This is a genomic window from Virgibacillus salinus (assembly GCF_900102415.1).
Classification (GTDB): domain Bacteria; phylum Bacillota; class Bacilli; order Bacillales; family Amphibacillaceae; genus Lentibacillus; species Lentibacillus subterraneus.
Genome location: NZ_FNKD01000003.1, coordinates 42,558 through 59,836, shown reverse-complemented (window position 1 = coordinate 59,836; position 17,279 = coordinate 42,558). Strand labels below are relative to the sequence as shown.

The following is a 17,279-nucleotide window of genomic DNA, read 5'->3' as shown; positions in this document are numbered from 1 at the left end:
TTGGAATGACTTAAGCGAAAAATACTCTTTAACGACTATTGGGGTGCCGCGTCTTTTACTTTTTCACAGCCATATATATTCTGTATCCATCAGAAGGAAAACCCTTATATGGCCCCCACCATTTTGGATATTTTATTGGTATAATCGTGAGAAGAAAATTTAACATGTTAAACAGTGAAATACCGGCAGCAAACTTCCCTATCTCTGGCTGAGTTGTATATATGGAAATAATATAAAACAGGATTGATAAAAGGAGTGACATTATTGGACCGCCTGCCGCAATAATTCCTCTTTGAAAGTTCGTTTGCTTTTCATCTCCTTTTGAAAAATTACAATATCCGAAAAAAGCTAAAGTAATATGGAAATGCATTCTACCAATTTTAAACACTTCTTTATTACTCTTATTCGCAGGCCCGAGGAAAACTCTTGCATTTTCGCGTGTGAAAGCAATAATTCCAACTGCATGACCGACTTCATGAAGTAAGACAGACAATGGGATGGCCACTATATAAAAGATAATGAAAAGTATCATTTCCATATGGTCACCTCATGCTATGTTCGATATTCTGATCCGTGTCGTCCAGGAACATTTCTAATATTTTTGTATATAATTCTGGCTGTTCGGAATGAACTAGGTGCGATGCGAAGGGAATTATAGATACGTGAAAGTCCTCTTTCATTAACTGGTATAATATAGCACTTTTTGTTTCACCTTTATTTCCTTCACCAGCCATATACAGCACGGGTGAATTAATACCATTTAAATCTTTTGTCTGTTGAAATGGATACCATTCTTCATCCTTAGCCATATACAAAAACTGCTTCCAATCAGAACTATGCAGATTATCAAAGTAATTTACCATAGCTTCATCTAATAATAATTGAGCCTGATGTTCTGTATCTTGTTTATGCATTTCAAGCCAGTTATCTGGTTTTTCCGCCAGAACACCTGAAATGGTCAAACTCCTTACCTTATTCGGATATTTTTTTGCAAAGAATAAACTAACCAAAGCACCTAGTGAGCAGCCCACAATATGTGCAGATTCCACACCCAGATCGTTAAGTGTCTCATCAACATCTGAAGCTGAATCATCGAAAAAATTGGAAAAGTCGTTTTCAATTGATTTGCCGTGGCCTCTTAAATCGGGAAGAATTATTTTAAATGTATCCTTAAAATATTCTTTCTGGTACTCAAAATCTATTAAACCTGTCTGCAAACCCGTATGAAGAAATACAATAGGTTCTCCATCACCAAAAACTTCAGTATGTAATATCATATCCATTCCCACTTTTCTATTTAATTTATTTTAGAAATTATTGGTTCATACTCGGAAATTATATCTACCTTATGTTCAATACAAGCCAATGAAAAATGCCTTAAACTTTTGTCTGGCAACACCGATTTCCTTCTTATAAAATCAAAATAACTAGATTTATCATAGATTCGCAATGCCTCACCTTTATATACTTCATCATCGTTCCAAATGGTAAAATCATCGTAAATCACGGAATATGTAACATAATTTGGAAAGTCGATCTGTAAGGTTGTCACTTCGCTATCAGGATGAGGATGTATAAGTAAGTCAGTTAAATCCTCACTTGTATTTACAATTATCATTATCCTCAACATCACTTCGTTTGTTCTTGGTTCCAGGATACCTTCAAATGAAATATCATAACCTCTGTCCTTTACCAAATCTTCAAATTTCATCACAATCAGCCTTCACTGCTGTTTAACTCTATTCCTCTTTGGTTTAATAAATCTTTTTTAGAATCGCTTTTCAGGCATCGGCAAATATTTCGTAAAATAAGCACCTAAAAGCAACAGGAAAACACCAATAGACCAACTTAATACTCCTATAAAGTTATACCAGTATGCCAAAATGTTTGTAATCGCAACAAGATACAAACATATTGAGGTTAGAGCACTTTTCATCCCTGTAATACCGGATTTTTTTCTTTTTTGAACCACAATATATATGGAACAAACAAGACCAATCAGAAGAATTATCGTTAAAATAACCGGAACCAATGTGATTACCCCCCCTTTTATACAAATCCTTTCAGGAAACCTTTTACCTGTGTTATAAATTCCATTTCTTGCTCTATATGAGAATAGTGAGCCGAATTTATAAATTCTACATGCCTACTATTTTTTATACCAGTATTAAAAAGTTCGGCTTGCCCAACCGATATCCCATCATACTTACCACTCATAATAAGTGTTGGACACTTTATTTCATTTAACCTGTCACAAATATTATAACTAGCCATTTCTTTTTTTTTAACGGGATTCCAAATTAATTGATTGGTTTCAAAATCCTTGCCATTTAATGCTTCGGATAAATATTTGGGATACTCGGCTCTACAATAAAACAAGCTATTGTACTTATTAATAGCTTCTTCCATTTCATCGGATGAAACTTTTACCCCATCGTTATATTTCTTAAGGACTCTTTTTAATTCCTTTGGAAAATATTCTTCTTCAAAATTTAGTCTAGCTTCAAGACATTTCTTCCAATCTGCAATACCACTATGTAAAATTAAGCTTCGAGTATTTTCTGGATATTGTAAAGCAATATTTACTCCTAAAATAGTTCCCCAAGAATGACCTAGAATGTGAAACCGGCTTAAGTTCAGCTCGGTCACCACATTATTGAATTGTTTTATAAAATCCTTAATATCCAAAGATGTGAACTGTTCTGACCTAGTTGACTTGCCACTACCTATTTGGTCATAAGCAATGACTGGTCTTGTTTCAGCTACGTTTAAAAGAGGAGTTAGAGTTTTACATGAAAGTCCAGGACCACCAGCCAACAGTATAATGGGTGTTAATTCAGAGTTAGGGTGACGAGGGGTATGAACTTCATAGTAAGTCTTACAATTTTCACTCCCTATAAACCCCTGTGTCCTTTCAATTGAGTTTAAAGCTTCATTTTTCAAAACGAATGACCCTCCATTTATATATACTAGACTAACAGTAAGTTAAAAGGGATCTCTCTAATATTTTTACATTGCTATAGATTTTGCTTATATATTTTGTCAGCTCTAGCTACACTAATGAACATTACACTTAATGCAACAACAAATAACACCCAGTAGTTATTACTGTTTGCAGCTAATACTATTGCAATTACTCCTAATATTTTTGATATGGAGAAACCGATCATTGATTTTAAATCTCTTAATACTGGCCAATTCATTTTTCTTTTCCCCATCTATTACTTTATTTCAATAATTACTATTTGCTTTTTTATTTTCTATAGCATCACCATGAAGTACAGAAAATCTAATCAACTAGTGATAATTTACTAGGATTTCTTAAATAACCAAAAAGCATTTTTATCTGGTTTTCTGTATTTCTCCCAGTTGAAAGTTTAGGGAGATTGTTCTCAGAAAAAAATTGTACATCTTTCGTTTCTATCCCAGTATCTGCTTGCCCTCCAATTAGGTCGCAATGAATAAATATTTTGTAATAATGATAAGGTTGAGGTGGATGAGAATGTTTATTCATATCCAGCAGTGCAACTAATTTTTTGGCGACGACATCATAACCTGACTCCTCTTCCACCTCTTTAATAATATTTTCAGAAGGTGATAATCCAATATCACAAAAGCCTCCCGGTAACGACCATTTATCATCAATCTTTTCCCGTACCATTAAAATTTTATCGTCATTAAAAACAGCCCCACGTACATCTACTTTAGGGGTTTGATACCCTGTTTCATTTGTGAACAACTCCTCTATTTTTTCCATTTCCAAATCAGTATATTGCTCAATTATCTCAGCACTAATCTTTCGCAGTTCTTCATATCTTTCAATATCGTACATATCGTTTGAAAACGATAGCCCTGATTGGGATATTGATTGGATTTTCTTTGCCCATTCTAACCATTTATAACTCATTATGAACACCTTTTCCTAAAAATTTTTAATCATTAGCTTAAAAAGCTTAATTTCTTTATGTTTCGGATAACATGGAATTGGCTAAGCAATTAAATTATGGTTTATTTCAACACTGAACTGGTTAAATCAGATTAACTATTTTAATTCACGTATAATTAAAGGTATTTCCTCCAAATCATTAACTGTAAAATCCCCCACAATATCAGACTGTCGATCATCTCTTTTCCAAACACCTTTCATGCCTGTACTTTGGGCTGCTTTTACATCTTTTTCTGGATTGTCGCCAATAAATATAGCTTCAGTGGATGAAACATTAAGTTTATTCAGGGCTTTATTGAAAATTTGGGGATCAGGCTTTTTCATGCCTTCCCATTCGGATATAAGAATTGTTTCAAAGTAGTTTTCAATACCCAATGCCCTTATATTATCCATTTGAAATTGCCCTTTGCCATTTGTAATCATGCCAAGAACAAGGTTGCTGCTTCTCAATTTTCCTAACATATTAATGAGATTAGGGAAAGGGATACAGCAGTTTTTAAATTGGCTGATATAATCTTGAAGCAACTCTTCCCACGTTATTCCTGTAATATTAAAATCATCAACTAACTGTTGATATACGGCATCTTTCCAAACGTATCCTTGATTATCAAGCTCTATGAATCTTGCTATGTATTTGTCTTTTGGTACATGGCTTAGCCATTTATCTAATCGTTCGTATTGCTTATCAACAAATGTTTTTACTGATTCATCACGATTCAGCAGAGTCCCATCTAAATCAAATAGGGCAGCCTTAATCATTTTCCCCACTCTCCCACACATTCTCAAACTGCTTGTTTTATTATTTAGCCTTCTAATATTTCGTTTTGAGGATAGCCTAAAAATTCTCTTATCTCATCTAAGCATTTTTCATCTGCCCAATGTACGTAATGATGACTGTCTATTTTGAATAGTTTTAGATTACTAGTTGGGTTAATTTTGTTAACTTCATTATCTGTCATACGTGCTCTTTCTTCATCAATATCTTTAAAGGATGCGTATATTAAAAGACAGGGGTGGCTAATTTTCTGGAGTATTTTGGGCAAATTTAGACGATAATAACCGAACATAAGACGTAGACCTTCACCAGTAAAAGGCACTTCTTCCATCAAGGCTTTGTTTATATAGTCAGATTCTTCTAGTTTAAACCTTTCACAAAATTCCCTTAGTTGTTTTTCATTTGTATTTGCATTTGATGAATTATTATCATCATCCGAAATAAAAAACTTCTTAATCCGTTTAATTAGTTTGTCTCCAAGTAGTCTTTCCATTAAACTGATAACTGGTATTACATAGCCAAAAAGGCCAAACTCACTAGTCGGAAATCTGGGTAATTTTAGGTGCCCTTGATCTAACAATACTATTCTGTTTACATACTCTGGATAAACAGAAGCAAAACACATTGCAATGCCGCCTCCCATTGAATGTCCGATAAGAGTAACATCCTCTAACTTGTTTTGATCAGCGTACTGTTTTACCCAGGAAGCGATTTCAGGCATTGATACTCTGCCTTTTAATCCATCACTCTTACCTAATCCTGGTAGATCCAACAAATGGCATTCATAACTTCCTGCCAATGATTCTGCTATATTCAAACCCTCATTTCCCGAAAATCCTAATGCAGGAAGAAAAATTAAAGGTTTCCCTTGGCCAATTATCACAGAATGATATTTTCCCATTAATAAAAACCACCTTCTTTATTACTGTCACAATTTCTAGATATAGTTTAACACAAATTTTCAGAATACCTTGTAAACTTAGTATCTATTATTTTGGGAACTGATCGGTTTCGCTGTTTTCTAAAAGATTATTGCTTATACCAAGCATTGAGTCTTAGACGCGGTTGATATAAAATGCGACGTAGATACGATTAGAATTAATTAGTGAGAATCTCTAACCACGCAACTGGAATATACTCGCTTTCCGCGGGCTCACCACGAGCTTCCTCATTCGCAAAAAAACGCCCACTGTGGGGTCTCTTAGCCTCGCTGTCCCACAGGAGTCTCGCATATTCCAGCTGCTAGTTTAGTGGTTTAAAATCTTGTTTTTATCAAGTTCTAAAGAGCAAAACCTAGCGGAGGAAATACACAAAGACTCCTGCGGAAAGAGCAACAGCTGAAGATCCCGCAGGAAGCGGCTTTTGCTTCAAAGGGAGCTGAAGCGTTGCCCTAAGGTGCGCGAAGTGTATTTCCGAAGCGGTGTCATAGCACTCAGCCATTTTTCCATGTTAATTCGCAGTTTATATCAACTGCGAAGATTAAAAGCAGTAAAACTACGAAAAGAGCCTAAATTATACATAAACAAAAGTCCTGTCACCACCAACATAATAAATGCCCCGACAATCACAACAACTTGAATCGAAATTAATTGCGCTGCAACACCCATTACTGAAGTCATCACGATAATTAATATTGCCTCGGCAAGCCCATAAACACTGCCAATTCTGCCCATGACTTCGACTGGAATATTATTTTGATAAAATGTATAGAAGCCTGTATTGGCGAATGCCAGTGAAAAGGACAGGATAAAGAATCCTACTGCCGCTACAAGAAACCCACCGGAGAACGCATAGATAATATAGCCAATGGAAACAAACAATGATCCTGCCCCAATTAACAACGCAACTGAAATTTTCTTTACAGAAACGGCATTTATTATTGCTCCCACAACAATTCCTGCTCCGGCAATGCTCACAAGAAACCCGTATTTTCCATCCGTTAAACCCAGAACCTCTTTCGCAAATGCTGCCTCGATTGAATCTATCGCCGTAGCCATCACCATCATGCTGCTAAACAGAAAGTAAATAATCATGACCGAGACATTCCGACGACTGAATTGCAACACTGCATGCCAGTCTTTTTTTAGTACTGTCATAGAAAACTTTTCCTGATGGATGATTCTATTTTCTTCAAGGTTAGGCATGAGCAATGTGATAAGACCTGACAAAAACAGCGCAATTGCATTGATAAAAATGGCGAAGTGGGGAGTTCCAATGATAAACAACAGACCGGCTATCGCTGGACCAATAAGGAAACCTCCTGAATCAATCAGGCTGCGCAGCGAATTGAACCGTTTTCGTTGTTCAATTGGAATCAATTTTGTTATGTATGTCATTGATGTTGGCTCAAATATGGAACTAGCCATATTGATAAAAAACACACAAAAATAAATGAGCCAAATCGTTGAAAAAGCAGGTAATATGGCGATAACCACAGCACGAAAGATATCTAAAAATATCATTAGGTTTCTTTTGTTAAGACGATCTATTAAACTGCCAGACCAACTATTTGTGCAGATTGTTGCCACTGGTTTCAGAATATATAATGCAGCCACAGCTAATGGGGATCCTGTCATATCTAGTACTATTAAATTTAATGCGATTAAGAAAATCCATTCTCCTATATTAGATACACCTATACCGAATAATAGGATTGCGGTATATTTCCATTTCTCCAGTTTCATCAGTCCTCACTCCTTTTCCAAAGAACAAAAGCACAAGCGCCTGTTCAGCGCCGTATGGACTGCGCCCGCGCATCGCGGGTGGGTCGACGTTGCCGCGCAAAGCGGCGGTCTTAGTCGATCTCCCTTTTCCCTGAGATAAAGGATACACGAAGAGCGTAAGCGATTCGATGTTGACTTATCGTAGACACGGGGAGGGAAGTCCACTAGGCGCTAGGCGCTGGAGCTGGACGTCGCTTATTCGGGAGTCCAGTTATCCACTGCACTTAAATTTTATAGTTTCCTAAATAGTAAAAAAACTCGCCCTCAAGAAATTAATCTTGAGGACGAGTTAACGCGCATCGCGGTGCCACCCCAGTTTATCAATATGTCACCATATCAAACTTATCAGGTACGGTATGAACTTACGTATACCCTAGCCCTATAACAGGAGCACCTGTCACACTATCCCCATCTGGTTCCAATGTGATACTCAGAGTCTTGCTTCAACATGGTCATTCCTGCTCCTTTTCAGCGACTGGAGCTCTCTTTAAAGAATGAAACATATCTACTCTTCTCGTCAACGCGTTTTTCCGATTTAGTTAAAAGATAGATTATCAGAGTCGAAGTATATTGTAAAGCTATTTTTAAAATAATTGGGTTAACTTCACATTTCATAATTCCTTCAGCATATGAATCCGTTGACTATCTCGTTTAAACGGAGTATATCCGTTAGTATTATATAGATTAATAGCGCTTGGCCATTCCTTGTTGGTTTCCATTACTATTTTTGAATAGCCCATTTTCCCGGCCTGTTTTTCCAGATGGAACAGCATTTTTTGGGCGATGCCTTGTCGTCGGTATTCCTTTTTCACAGACATTCTTTCAATTCTTGCTGTCGACTCGCTTTCTTTTGTTATGGCCCCAGTGCAAATAATCCAATCCTCGATTTCTCCTACATAAAAGGCATTGCCGTTCATATTATAGTGTCTATATATGTTGTTCAGATCAGGATTCATTGTGTGATCTATGAAACCAAAGTATTCCTTGAAGCCTTCTAGAATTATGTCTTTGGCTGCACCTTGTTGTTGTTCGGTAACTTTTGTGAAATTTACTTCGGTAGTTGTTTTCATAATGCGTCACCCTTAATTTTTAGTTGCATTCTGAATAGTCTTGGTCAATTATGGTCTCCTCGCCTATTTGTTAAGATTTCCGGCATTTCGGCTGGTCAGACGATTAAGCTTCCCTCACCATCGTTATAAAGCCTGTGGTATCAGTGTCAAATTCTGTTCGTTTTACAAATCCCAGTTTTTCATAAAGATGAATAGCTCTTTCGTTAAATATTGCTACTGTTAATCGGTGATGTGAATCATTATAGTTTTCCTGAATGTATGAAAAAATGAATGAGCAAAACTCAAAGCCATTCCCTTGTCCAGTACGACTGGGCTTCATCCCAAATCCTACATCCAGCATATCTTCACTATATACGCCAAATTTCCTGCCAGGCGGCACTTGGGCTGGTTCACCTATACAAAAATAACCAAATAATGCATTATCCTGATCAACTATTGCGTGATATGATCCTCCCAAAAATTCCTGCAAAGTGTCGTTAGTCAACTCATTGTTATAAAGATCATACGGTTCAGCATATCTCCAATTAAGTGCTTCGATTGCCCGTTCTTCGTTCATATTTTTTATAAATAATTGCATCTTTGTAACCTCTTTCCTTCTGCTCTAATCAAAAAATTCCATGTGTGGTTTTTCCTGTCTATAATAATCGATTCTATCCTGCAAACTTCCTGTATGAAACTCGAACTTGTGCCCATCTGGGTCGGTAAAATAAATAGACTTCTTGTCCCGCTCGTCTCTTGGACGGCCCGATAAAATAGTTACATTAAGCCGCTCCAGCTTTGCATACATTTCATCGAATTCATTTTCCTCAATCGAAAATGCCATATGTGTATAGGATTCATGTATTTCGTTTCGTGGGATGTCTACTTCAACATTCAAAGCCAGCCATAATCCATCCATATCAAAGTAGGCTGTATTTTCCCCTTTCACTAAAAGTTTAGCGTTCAAAACCTCTTCGTAAAATTTTATCGACCGATTCAGATCTGAAACGGAAAGCAGCAGATGATTTATTTTCATTAGGGTCCAACTCCAATAACGAGATATAACATATATTCCATGTTATGTTATTAGCAGAATAATTGAAAGGAGAGTTATATGAAAAAAATCAATTATTTCGCTAATCATGGTAACAACCCTAATACTTAGCGGATGTTCTTTTCTCCAGGACCATTGATAATATCACAAAGCTTAAGAATCAAATTGAGGATTTGGGATTATAACGGGCTTCAGCATTCTGGTTTTTATTAGAAGACTGATATTCATAAAGAATTAGAAAACAAGAGTGCTGCTTGATGCCACAAACAAGATTTTAAAGGACGGAGAAGTAACAATCGAACATGTTTTCGTGGTTCGCAATTTCCTACATTAAGTGTGTTTCTTTATAGTACTATCGAAATCCAACCACAAAAAGTGGCATCAATTTTAAAAATAATTGATGCCACTTTTTTGCTTTTGGTAACGATTATTATAGTAGAATATTGCTTGTTTTTTTAGCAATATGTAATAAGACGTGTTCCTCTGCTGTTGATAAAGTACTATTAGAGGTGAAAAACATGTATACAGAACTGCTGCAAAACAAAAATATTCGGTACTATCTAATTGGTGGTGGGATATCTCGTTTGGGTGATGTATTATCTGGGATGGCATTTCTTTTTCTCGCGTATGAGATTACAGAATCAACCATTTATACTACGGCAATGGCAATCGCAGAGACAGCACCATATCTTTTATTTGGCTTAATTGGAGGAGTGATTGCTGATTGGCTGCCGAAGAAAAAACTATTAATTATGCTTGACCTATTACGTATTCCACTTATCTTTTCGATATTTCTATTACATCATTTCAATTTGTTGGATTATTATTATTTACTCATTGTTAGCTTTGCCATTCAAACGATCGGCTGCTTTTTCAATCCGACACACCGGGCTATTTTGCCAATTATCACTGAGCCTGAGGAACGCTCGCTAACGAACAGTTTAAACGATACCCTGAGCCGTGGTGTTACGGTTCTAAGTCCAGTCATTTCAGTTTGGCTGTTAACATATGGTACTATTTATTTTTTCATTATCGATGCGCTAACCTATTTAATCAGTGTCATTTGCCTGCTTCAAGTACATTTCACGGAAACGAAACAAGAAGTGAACAAGTCTGTCAAAGGTGTCTTCCTTGCTATAGCGGAATTCTTTACGTGGGCTAAAAGAAACATCACGATTAGACAACTATTTACTATTACTTTTCTAATCGTATTCTTTAACACTTGGGTATGGGAAGTTGGGCTGTTGCTTGCACTATCAGAAATGAGTGGTAAAAGTGAGGAATTGTACGCTATTCTTCAAGGGGTATTTGGCGGGGCAGTTATTTTAACAAACATTACAATTCCATATTTCATTAAAAAAATGACGATGAAAATCTATCTGACAGGGGCTTTCGTCTGGGGAGCTGGCATCACATACTACGGTGTATTTTATCAGATTGAACATTTCTTTATCGGTGCAATCCTCGTTGGCATCGGGCTACCAATTTCCAGTCTTGCCAGAGTATACCTGATTCAGTCACTTGTCCCTGAAAATAAACTTGGACGTGCATTCAGTTCTAATGCATTCCTGCTTTACCTGGCAAATACTTTCTCACTCCTGTTTTATGGGATGCTTGTATCCTTTGTTCCGATTCAATGGCTAATGATTGGAAGTGGCATAATAATTTTAATAGTAAGCATTGCATTACTATTTATTATTACGATAAAACATACGAAACTCAGTTGGCGTTCTCCCATAAACTTTCTTAAATAGATTATTATAGGAAGAGATATTTTTGAATCCGACTTTGAAAGCAATTGTCAGAATAGATTCTCCCGTTTGAATAAGAAGTTGCTGACTCTTTATCAGACGGTAAAGCTGGAGCCACGAATATGGCGATAAGCCTGTTTGTTTTTTAAACATATGTGCAAACTGATATTTATTTATCCCAGACTGCTCAGCCATTTCAGCAAGTGTCCAGTTCTCATCATAGCCCTCCTTTAAAGCATTGGTTACATTCTCTAGTTCACCAGACACTACCGGTAAATCATTAGAGTGTGAACCAGGACTATTTTGCAACATAAGTATGGCAAGCTGGGTAAGACTATTTTCAATAAATAATTCATTGGACGAAACAGTTATGTATTCACGAATAAAGGAAATCCAGTTCACGATTTGCGGGTTTATAGAAGGTAATAATGCGAATTCCGGGTCAGTTAGTTTAAAACCTAGCTGTTCCGCTACTTCCCGTAATAAGGATTGCTCAACCTCCACTAGAAACTTCTCTTCGGTGACATGAAGCTGTTTATGCTGCTGGCCTGGATTTAAAATTAAAGAATTACCAGCATCAATTGATATATCTCGCTGACCTGTTTGATAAAGTCCTTTTCCATATGGTGAAAAAATCAGCTTATAGCATTCGTCACTTCTCCAATTACGCTCCCCCAAACTATCATGACGCATGAGAAGCAAGCCTTTATCGTGTTCTAATATCATCTCGCAAACCCCCTTACCTACAATAAATATGATTATTGGAACCATATTCATTTTAATTCTTCTAAATTACAGAATAACATAGTGATTAGCTCTCATTAAAAAAAGCCGCCTCAATGGAAGGCAGCCCATGTTAATTTCAACGACTATAACTCTTATTTTTCCGCTTATTCATAAATTTTCTAACCATTGGATAAATAATTGGCCCGTATTTTATCAATCTTCTTATAAGCTTTCCCATTTTCAATTCCTCCATTAAGTAATCATTCACAAGTAGTATTCCTTTTATTAGAAGAAATCAAACAAGTTTGTTGGTTAACTTAATATACTAAACGGAAAAAATAGCCACGCATCGTCAACATAGACTACCATTATCCCGCCGATTACGAATCCAAGGACTAGAAATGCAACATAGTGAAGTCCACTTTCTACCCACTTAAATGAATACGCCAAAGCCAAAACGATGAATACGAACGTCAATCCGACTGTTAGCTGACCGATTGAAAAGCCGCCCAAAAAACTGAAAATATAAGTACATAAGGCAGAAACCCAATACATTTTAGGCTCGCCTTTAATAGCCAAAACGACTGATATCAATGTGATCAGGACAAACCCGTAGAAGATTAACGTAAACATTGTACTCGCTCCTTATTTATTTTTGCCGAACAAAAGGAACACATCTCCAGCCTATGTTACAGATTGTGCCAATGGTTCCGATATGACATCAATGATTTCCGTATCTTTATATACAAATCTATAACTATATGTATTCCGCTCATCAAGCATTTTCGGTAAAAAATATTTTATGTTTTCGATCACACCAAAATTTTCATCATGCAGTACCCATGAAAGTTTTTTCCAATCCAATATACCTTCATCAGTGCTCTTCGGTGTAGTATATGTATATGATTCTGGTACCTCTGCAATGAACACATACATACCACCAAGGTCCTTGCCATCTGCTTCCCAACATACATTTCCTTTGTACATAATATTTTTGGGTTCACTTATACCTGTTTCTTCGTCTATCTCGCGCAGGATGCAATCAAGGGCAGTTTCATTATCTTCTACCTTTCCACCTACGCCATTCCACATCCCCATCCAAGCAGGAGACTCTCTGTTCAGCAATAGAATCTCATCTCTTCTTTTTATGAAGCAAATCGTATAGTTAAGCATTCCTTTGTCTCCTTCTCATACCTATTCTTCTTCATACTCAATTAATGCCACAACATTCCCAAATCCAGCTGTTATTTGTATGTTTAAGACCTTAATTTGCTTTTCATTTATAAACTGATTCACTTTATCTTCTAATCTTCCTGAAGTCATTGCATCTAAAATTTTAACTCTCATTTGATAATCTCCTTGATATTGATTTTGTTTAGCTTGTCATCTTCTCTATTTCATCCTACTAGTTACCCACATTTAAAATGTCCATATAAGGGGTTATGAAATTTCGGTAAACATCAAGTAAATCGTTTGGGAGATGGTTTAATTGAAAAAACTGAACATCTACAGATTCTGTTCTATCTATTTTAATATCGCCTTGAACTTCATCCGTTGTATAGACTGCAGTTACGGAGTAAAATTCATCGCCCTTAGCAACCTTTAAATAGTATTCTTCACCTGAAAAAATACCTAGTAACTTTAGATTGCCAATAGTCAAATTGGTCTCTTCTTTGACCTCTCTTCGCGCAGTATCTTCCATACTTTCTCCCAATTCCATAAGGCCACCTGGCAATCCCCAGCCGCCATCTGATCTATGCTGCAATAATAATTCATTTTTGTCATTTAAAATTAATACGACTGCCCCTGGCAATATTAGTGGTCTGTGCCCAACTAATTCTCTTAACTCTTTAACATAATCCATTATTTAAGTTTTCACCCTTTTAATTTTCACAAATTCAATAAACCAGTAAAGTGCAATCCACGGTAAAATATACCAGGTAACCCATTCAAAAATCGGAAGTATACCTATTAGATTGAAGCTCTCAGTAAATATTAGAAAACTTGGCTTATTGCCATGCCTTAATATAGATAAGCCTTAGTTGCACTTATGCAGTAAGAAAGTATTTATACTTTTTTATCTGCTAAAAATAAAGAACAAAATTCCTAAGACAATTGTGCCTCGTATATAAAACGGCATTGTAAAATTCTCCTATTTCATCAAGCTAATCTCTAATCGGATCATATCGGTGCATCTAATCCCATCCTCGATAATTTCTTCCTCATAATTTTTTGTAAAAAAATCCTTTTCAATTCCAGTAATTCTGAATCCGCACTTCTGATAAAGGGCCAACTGATTTATACTCGAGTTGCCAGTTCCAACTTCAATATGGGTAAACCCTTGAAACCGTGCGTTTGCTATAGCATGTGTTACTAGTTGTTTGCCGACACCTTTCCCTTGTTCACCCTCTTCAACCGCTATATTTTTAATTTCAATTATGTTCGAATTGATTGGCAGAAGTATATATACTCCTATCAATCTATTATCAATTTTTGCTACATAACACTGCCCCTGCTCTAGGTACTCCTGGATAAGATCTTCAGATGGATCTGCTAAAAGAAGTAAATTCATTGGTGCCGCTTCACTTGATTTTAATTTTTGAATTTCCATTATGATCACCTATTCCTTATCCTTTATATTATTTCGATTTCCGACATTGATTTCCCTCTAATTATGCTAAAATTAAACCTAACCAAAATAGGGGGAAACTGAGTATGGAACAAGAAATGATCTATTTTATTAGTAAAGCACTACCAAAATTGAAAATCCATGGTTATAGGCGCAATACACATGGATGGGATAACGATATAATTATTGTAAACGAAAATACTGTTTTTCGTTTTCCCAAGAATGACAAAGTTGCTGACAGAGTCATGTCCGAAGCCTTGCTTTTGAAGAAATTAAATAGGCATAAGCCCTTCGTGACAATTCCAGATTACACACTGTTATATGATGAAAATAATAAACTAAGATGTGTTTATTATGAATACATTGAGGGGCAGCCACTAGAGCAACAACAAATTAATGATAGAAACGCAATGCTGCTTGGTGATTTTTTAACCAAGTTGCACAGAATGAATCATCCGAAGTTAAGCACTCTCCATACATACGATTACTGGAACGACTTATTTACATCTGTAAGGGAGAATGTTTATCCAGAGTTAAGCGAATTCCAACAGCAAACAATCACTTGCGTATTTACCAGATTTTTAGATACACTTCCTACCCTTTCATATCCAACAACTGTAATTCATGGTGACCTTTCAACTTCGAACATCATCTGGAATGAGGGTGAAGTTACAGGAATTATCGATTTTACCGATGCACAAATTGGCGATCCAGCTTTTGACTTTGCGGGTTTCTATTGGGAATTTGGGCCTGAATTCACGAAAAAAGTATTGTCTTATTACGAGGGTATTGAATCAAAAGAGTCTATCTTTGAAAGAGTAGAAAGTTTCTATGGATTGCAACCTGTTTTTCATGAACTTTTACATTCGATTCATAATGACGAAACCGTCGAATGGGACAGTGCATTATGGAGATTTTTAAACTTGAGTAATTTATGTGGGGCCTGATAGAAGGTCCCCCGCATGGTTTAAAATTTCACCTATATACCTTTCGTATTCATTAAAACAATTCGCCAACCGTCCGGGTCTTCAATCGTTACTCCTTTTTCCTTCCAATAATCATTTTCAGGTAGGACACCAGGATAACCCATACTATGTAATCGATTCGCTACATGATCAATCTTACTTTTTTCCGGAATATAGAAGACTAGCAGATTATCTTCTGTTGGTGCAGGACAAGGACTCCCATCAGCATGTTTAGTGAATTCAAGATGATAACCTGCATTTGGCAACCCTAATATAACACCTGTATATCCGTCTGGATTCGCAAAGTCGGTTAACCGTTCTAAACCAAGACCTTGCTCATAAAAATCGATTACTTCATCAAATTTGTCTGTTGGCCGTGCAATTCTAATTTGCGCTGCTGAAAAATCATTGAACTCCATCCTATCGCTCCTTTATTTGTCCCAACTCTATTCTGTTTCCATCTGGGTCCAGGAATACTGCAATAATTCCCCAGTCAAATTCAAGACGTTTATTTAAGAAAGCAACTCCATGCTTTTCCAATATTGAAACTTCTTCGTCCACGTCATTCACGTCAAACCGCAGTACAACCGGATTTTGCTGCCTGCTTTTTTCAATTTCAGAACTGAATCCGCCTCTTTCGACCATAAGATATCCATCAGAAACATTAAATGATACTAAGTCCGCTTTTTCAAAATTCACATTTAGTTGAAGTACATTTTTATAAAAGTTGATACACGCTTCGTATTGTTCGACAAATAATATCGTACCAAATTCCTTGAAATTCATTTTATCCCTCTTTCACGAATTGGCTGAGATCGGGCCATCCGTATGCTGTTTCTTTGAGCTTTTCTCCATCAATTTCTAATTCTGCATGTCCCAGTTTTTTGCCACCCAAGGCTTCATAAAAATATTTTGCACCATTGTCCTCCAAAACCCATACTAACATGGTGGTCATACCCGCTTGCACCAGTTCTTCTGCAACTGGCTGGAGAAGTAACCTGCCAATACCTTTGCCCTGGTATTCCTCAAATATATAGATTGCATAGAGTTCTCCGTCATACCCTTCGTATTTCCCTTCCCTCTCCTTACCACCTGTTGAAAACCCAACAATTTCGCCATCGTTGTTTTCCGCTACAAACACACTGTTACTAGTCATGTTTCGTTCCCATAACTTGGTGCGATGATCATAATCCAATTTTTCCAAAAAAGTATCAGGGACGATATTTCTGTATGTAGAACGCCAGCTATCAACATGTACCTTTGCTATATGTGGTGCGTCCTGTTGGGTTGCTTTTCTTATTTTCATAGAATTATAGCCTCCTGTTAAAAAATGGTTTATAGTTAGTGCATTTTCTCCAAGATCTTATAATCCTTTGTTTTGATAACTTTAACATCATTGTCCTTAGCATAACGAATTAGATCCTGATAAATAGTCTCAGGGTGAAAGTTGATTACTCTGATATTCAAACCTTTTATCACTTTTATAACTGCACATTTCTTTGCCCAGCTAACTCGCATTAGTTTTAGTTCAGTAATCCGTGCAGGAGCTACCTCTTTTTTATAAATAGGTACAGCGAAGATATACGTTTTATATGTTATTTTTTCGTCATCAATAGTTAATTGAGAACTCATAAAAATCAATAAAAATATTATTAGAAAAC

General features: G+C 36.4%; 24 protein-coding genes and 1 other annotated feature. Of the genes, 2 read left to right on the top strand and 22 right to left on the bottom strand.

Annotation, left to right across the window (positions count from 1 at the left end):
• Positions 1-55: 55 nt before the first annotated feature.
• The 13 genes from BLS02_RS12185 to fosM form a co-directional block, all read right to left on the bottom strand.
• Positions 56-538: a site-2 protease family protein gene (locus tag BLS02_RS12185; protein ID WP_092493316.1), complete on the bottom strand. Its 483-nt coding sequence runs from the start codon at positions 536-538 to the stop codon at positions 56-58.
• A gap of 4 nt (positions 539-542) precedes the next feature.
• A complete protein-coding gene (locus BLS02_RS12180) occupies positions 543-1,277 on the bottom strand; it encodes an alpha/beta fold hydrolase (RefSeq protein ID WP_092493315.1) in 735 nt (244 codons plus the stop codon).
• Positions 1,278-1,297: 20 nt separating this feature from the next.
• Positions 1,298-1,711 (bottom strand): hypothetical protein, encoded by a 414-nt coding sequence (locus BLS02_RS12175; protein WP_092493314.1) that lies wholly within the window; start codon positions 1,709-1,711, stop codon positions 1,298-1,300.
• A gap of 57 nt (positions 1,712-1,768) precedes the next feature.
• Positions 1,769-2,032 carry a hypothetical protein gene (locus BLS02_RS12170; protein WP_092493313.1) on the bottom strand — a complete coding sequence of 88 codons (264 nt, stop codon included), beginning with the start codon at positions 2,030-2,032 and terminating at the stop codon, positions 1,769-1,771.
• A gap of 17 nt (positions 2,033-2,049) precedes the next feature.
• Positions 2,050-2,943 (bottom strand): alpha/beta fold hydrolase, encoded by an 894-nt coding sequence (locus BLS02_RS12165; RefSeq protein WP_175559490.1) that lies wholly within the window; start codon positions 2,941-2,943, stop codon positions 2,050-2,052.
• A gap of 74 nt (positions 2,944-3,017) precedes the next feature.
• Positions 3,018-3,203, bottom strand: coding sequence for a hypothetical protein (locus BLS02_RS12160; protein WP_092493311.1), 186 nt, complete (start codon positions 3,201-3,203; stop codon positions 3,018-3,020).
• 86 nt (positions 3,204-3,289) lie between these two features.
• Positions 3,290-3,907 (bottom strand): NUDIX hydrolase, encoded by a 618-nt coding sequence (locus BLS02_RS12155; RefSeq protein ID WP_092493310.1) that lies wholly within the window; start codon positions 3,905-3,907, stop codon positions 3,290-3,292.
• 135 nt (positions 3,908-4,042) lie between these two features.
• Positions 4,043-4,705, bottom strand: coding sequence for an HAD family hydrolase (locus BLS02_RS12150; protein WP_092493309.1), 663 nt, complete (start codon positions 4,703-4,705; stop codon positions 4,043-4,045).
• A gap of 44 nt (positions 4,706-4,749) precedes the next feature.
• Entirely contained in the window at positions 4,750-5,622 is an 873-nt protein-coding gene (locus tag BLS02_RS12145) for an alpha/beta hydrolase (protein ID WP_092493308.1), read from the bottom strand.
• Between the two features lie 565 nt (positions 5,623-6,187).
• Complete coding sequence (locus BLS02_RS12140; RefSeq protein WP_092493307.1) at positions 6,188-7,405, bottom strand: MFS transporter; 1,218 nt, start codon at positions 7,403-7,405, stop codon at positions 6,188-6,190.
• A gap of 316 nt (positions 7,406-7,721) precedes the next feature.
• Positions 7,722-7,974 (bottom strand) — a binding site (T-box leader).
• Between the two features lie 81 nt (positions 7,975-8,055).
• Entirely contained in the window at positions 8,056-8,514 is a 459-nt protein-coding gene (locus BLS02_RS12135) for a GNAT family N-acetyltransferase (protein ID WP_092493306.1), read from the bottom strand.
• 103 nt (positions 8,515-8,617) lie between these two features.
• Positions 8,618-9,091 (bottom strand): GNAT family N-acetyltransferase, encoded by a 474-nt coding sequence (locus BLS02_RS12130; protein ID WP_092493305.1) that lies wholly within the window; start codon positions 9,089-9,091, stop codon positions 8,618-8,620.
• Positions 9,092-9,115: 24 nt separating this feature from the next.
• Positions 9,116-9,529, bottom strand: a complete 414-nt coding sequence (fosM, locus tag BLS02_RS12125; RefSeq protein ID WP_092493304.1) for a FosM family fosfomycin resistance protein — start codon at positions 9,527-9,529, stop codon at positions 9,116-9,118.
• Between the two features lie 536 nt (positions 9,530-10,065).
• Between fosM and BLS02_RS12120 the strand changes: the two genes are divergently transcribed.
• A complete protein-coding gene (locus BLS02_RS12120) occupies positions 10,066-11,301 on the top strand; it encodes an MFS transporter (protein WP_092493303.1) in 1,236 nt (411 codons plus the stop codon).
• Here the strand turns inward: BLS02_RS12120 and BLS02_RS12115 are convergent.
• The 6 genes from BLS02_RS12115 to BLS02_RS12095 all read right to left on the bottom strand — a co-directional run bounded on the left by BLS02_RS12115 (position 11,236) and on the right by BLS02_RS12095 (position 14,635).
• Positions 11,236-12,024 (bottom strand): helix-turn-helix transcriptional regulator, encoded by a 789-nt coding sequence (locus tag BLS02_RS12115; RefSeq protein WP_175476856.1) that lies wholly within the window; start codon positions 12,022-12,024, stop codon positions 11,236-11,238. The two genes, BLS02_RS12120 and BLS02_RS12115, sit on opposite strands and share 66 nt — an antisense overlap.
• A 312-nt stretch (positions 12,025-12,336) precedes the next feature.
• Positions 12,337-12,657: a hypothetical protein gene (locus BLS02_RS12110; RefSeq protein ID WP_092493301.1), complete on the bottom strand. Its 321-nt coding sequence runs from the start codon at positions 12,655-12,657 to the stop codon at positions 12,337-12,339.
• 51 nt (positions 12,658-12,708) lie between these two features.
• Positions 12,709-13,197 (bottom strand): NUDIX hydrolase, encoded by a 489-nt coding sequence (locus BLS02_RS12105; RefSeq protein ID WP_092493300.1) that lies wholly within the window; start codon positions 13,195-13,197, stop codon positions 12,709-12,711.
• A gap of 21 nt (positions 13,198-13,218) precedes the next feature.
• Positions 13,219-13,371: a hypothetical protein gene (locus tag BLS02_RS18985; RefSeq protein ID WP_175559489.1), complete on the bottom strand. Its 153-nt coding sequence runs from the start codon at positions 13,369-13,371 to the stop codon at positions 13,219-13,221.
• Between the two features lie 58 nt (positions 13,372-13,429).
• Positions 13,430-13,888, bottom strand: a complete 459-nt coding sequence (locus tag BLS02_RS12100) for an NUDIX hydrolase (RefSeq protein ID WP_092493299.1) — start codon at positions 13,886-13,888, stop codon at positions 13,430-13,432.
• 288 nt (positions 13,889-14,176) lie between these two features.
• Positions 14,177-14,635, bottom strand: coding sequence for a GNAT family N-acetyltransferase (locus tag BLS02_RS12095; protein WP_092493298.1), 459 nt, complete (start codon positions 14,633-14,635; stop codon positions 14,177-14,179).
• A gap of 104 nt (positions 14,636-14,739) precedes the next feature.
• On the opposite strand from BLS02_RS12095, the gene BLS02_RS12090 reads away from it, so the two are divergent.
• Positions 14,740-15,600: an aminoglycoside phosphotransferase family protein gene (locus tag BLS02_RS12090; RefSeq protein WP_092493297.1), complete on the top strand. Its 861-nt coding sequence runs from the start codon at positions 14,740-14,742 to the stop codon at positions 15,598-15,600.
• A 32-nt stretch (positions 15,601-15,632) separates the two neighbouring features.
• On the opposite strand, the gene BLS02_RS12085 is transcribed toward BLS02_RS12090, so the two are convergent.
• The 3 genes from BLS02_RS12085 to BLS02_RS12075 are packed head-to-tail and all read right to left on the bottom strand — an operon-like array spanning position 15,633 to position 16,924.
• Entirely contained in the window at positions 15,633-16,037 is a 405-nt protein-coding gene (locus BLS02_RS12085; protein ID WP_092493296.1) for a VOC family protein, read from the bottom strand.
• Position 16,038: 1 nt separating this feature from the next.
• On the bottom strand, positions 16,039-16,404 hold the full coding sequence (locus BLS02_RS12080; RefSeq protein WP_092493295.1) for a VOC family protein: 366 nt from the start codon (positions 16,402-16,404) through the stop codon (positions 16,039-16,041).
• 1 nt (position 16,405) lies between these two features.
• A complete protein-coding gene (locus BLS02_RS12075) occupies positions 16,406-16,924 on the bottom strand; it encodes a GNAT family N-acetyltransferase (protein ID WP_092493294.1) in 519 nt (172 codons plus the stop codon).
• Positions 16,925-17,279: the final 355 nt, after the last annotated feature.

What these genes read in the sequence shown, in the direction of transcription:
- fosM (WP_092493304.1), bottom strand. Translation starts at nt 9,529, where the DNA reads ATGAAAATAAATCATCTGCTGCTTTCCGTTTCAGATCTGAATCGGTCG.
- BLS02_RS12085 (WP_092493296.1), bottom strand. Translation starts at nt 16,037, where the DNA reads ATGGAGTTCAATGATTTTTCAGCAGCGCAAATTAGAATTGCACGGCCA.
- BLS02_RS18985 (WP_175559489.1), bottom strand. Translation starts at nt 13,371, where the DNA reads ATGAGAGTTAAAATTTTAGATGCAATGACTTCAGGAAGATTAGAAGAT.
- BLS02_RS12090 (WP_092493297.1), top strand. Translation starts at nt 14,740, where the DNA reads ATGGAACAAGAAATGATCTATTTTATTAGTAAAGCACTACCAAAATTG.
- BLS02_RS12110 (WP_092493301.1), bottom strand. Translation starts at nt 12,657, where the DNA reads ATGTTTACGTTAATCTTCTACGGGTTTGTCCTGATCACATTGATATCA.
- BLS02_RS12115 (WP_175476856.1), bottom strand. Translation starts at nt 12,024, where the DNA reads ATGATATTAGAACACGATAAAGGCTTGCTTCTCATGCGTCATGATAGT.
- BLS02_RS12185 (WP_092493316.1), bottom strand. Translation starts at nt 538, where the DNA reads ATGGAAATGATACTTTTCATTATCTTTTATATAGTGGCCATCCCATTG.
- BLS02_RS12100 (WP_092493299.1), bottom strand. Translation starts at nt 13,888, where the DNA reads ATGGATTATGTTAAAGAGTTAAGAGAATTAGTTGGGCACAGACCACTA.
- BLS02_RS12080 (WP_092493295.1), bottom strand. Translation starts at nt 16,404, where the DNA reads ATGAATTTCAAGGAATTTGGTACGATATTATTTGTCGAACAATACGAA.
- BLS02_RS12095 (WP_092493298.1), bottom strand. Translation starts at nt 14,635, where the DNA reads ATGGAAATTCAAAAATTAAAATCAAGTGAAGCGGCACCAATGAATTTA.
- BLS02_RS12105 (WP_092493300.1), bottom strand. Translation starts at nt 13,197, where the DNA reads ATGCTTAACTATACGATTTGCTTCATAAAAAGAAGAGATGAGATTCTA.
- BLS02_RS12160 (WP_092493311.1), bottom strand. Translation starts at nt 3,203, where the DNA reads ATGAATTGGCCAGTATTAAGAGATTTAAAATCAATGATCGGTTTCTCC.
- BLS02_RS12180 (WP_092493315.1), bottom strand. Translation starts at nt 1,277, where the DNA reads ATGATATTACATACTGAAGTTTTTGGTGATGGAGAACCTATTGTATTT.
- BLS02_RS12145 (WP_092493308.1), bottom strand. Translation starts at nt 5,622, where the DNA reads ATGGGAAAATATCATTCTGTGATAATTGGCCAAGGGAAACCTTTAATT.
- BLS02_RS12135 (WP_092493306.1), bottom strand. Translation starts at nt 8,514, where the DNA reads ATGAAAACAACTACCGAAGTAAATTTCACAAAAGTTACCGAACAACAA.
- BLS02_RS12140 (WP_092493307.1), bottom strand. Translation starts at nt 7,405, where the DNA reads ATGAAACTGGAGAAATGGAAATATACCGCAATCCTATTATTCGGTATA.
- BLS02_RS12150 (WP_092493309.1), bottom strand. Translation starts at nt 4,705, where the DNA reads ATGATTAAGGCTGCCCTATTTGATTTAGATGGGACTCTGCTGAATCGT.
- BLS02_RS12075 (WP_092493294.1), bottom strand. Translation starts at nt 16,924, where the DNA reads ATGAAAATAAGAAAAGCAACCCAACAGGACGCACCACATATAGCAAAG.
- BLS02_RS12130 (WP_092493305.1), bottom strand. Translation starts at nt 9,091, where the DNA reads ATGCAATTATTTATAAAAAATATGAACGAAGAACGGGCAATCGAAGCA.
- BLS02_RS12155 (WP_092493310.1), bottom strand. Translation starts at nt 3,907, where the DNA reads ATGAGTTATAAATGGTTAGAATGGGCAAAGAAAATCCAATCAATATCC.
- BLS02_RS12175 (WP_092493314.1), bottom strand. Translation starts at nt 1,711, where the DNA reads ATGAAATTTGAAGATTTGGTAAAGGACAGAGGTTATGATATTTCATTT.
- BLS02_RS12120 (WP_092493303.1), top strand. Translation starts at nt 10,066, where the DNA reads ATGTATACAGAACTGCTGCAAAACAAAAATATTCGGTACTATCTAATT.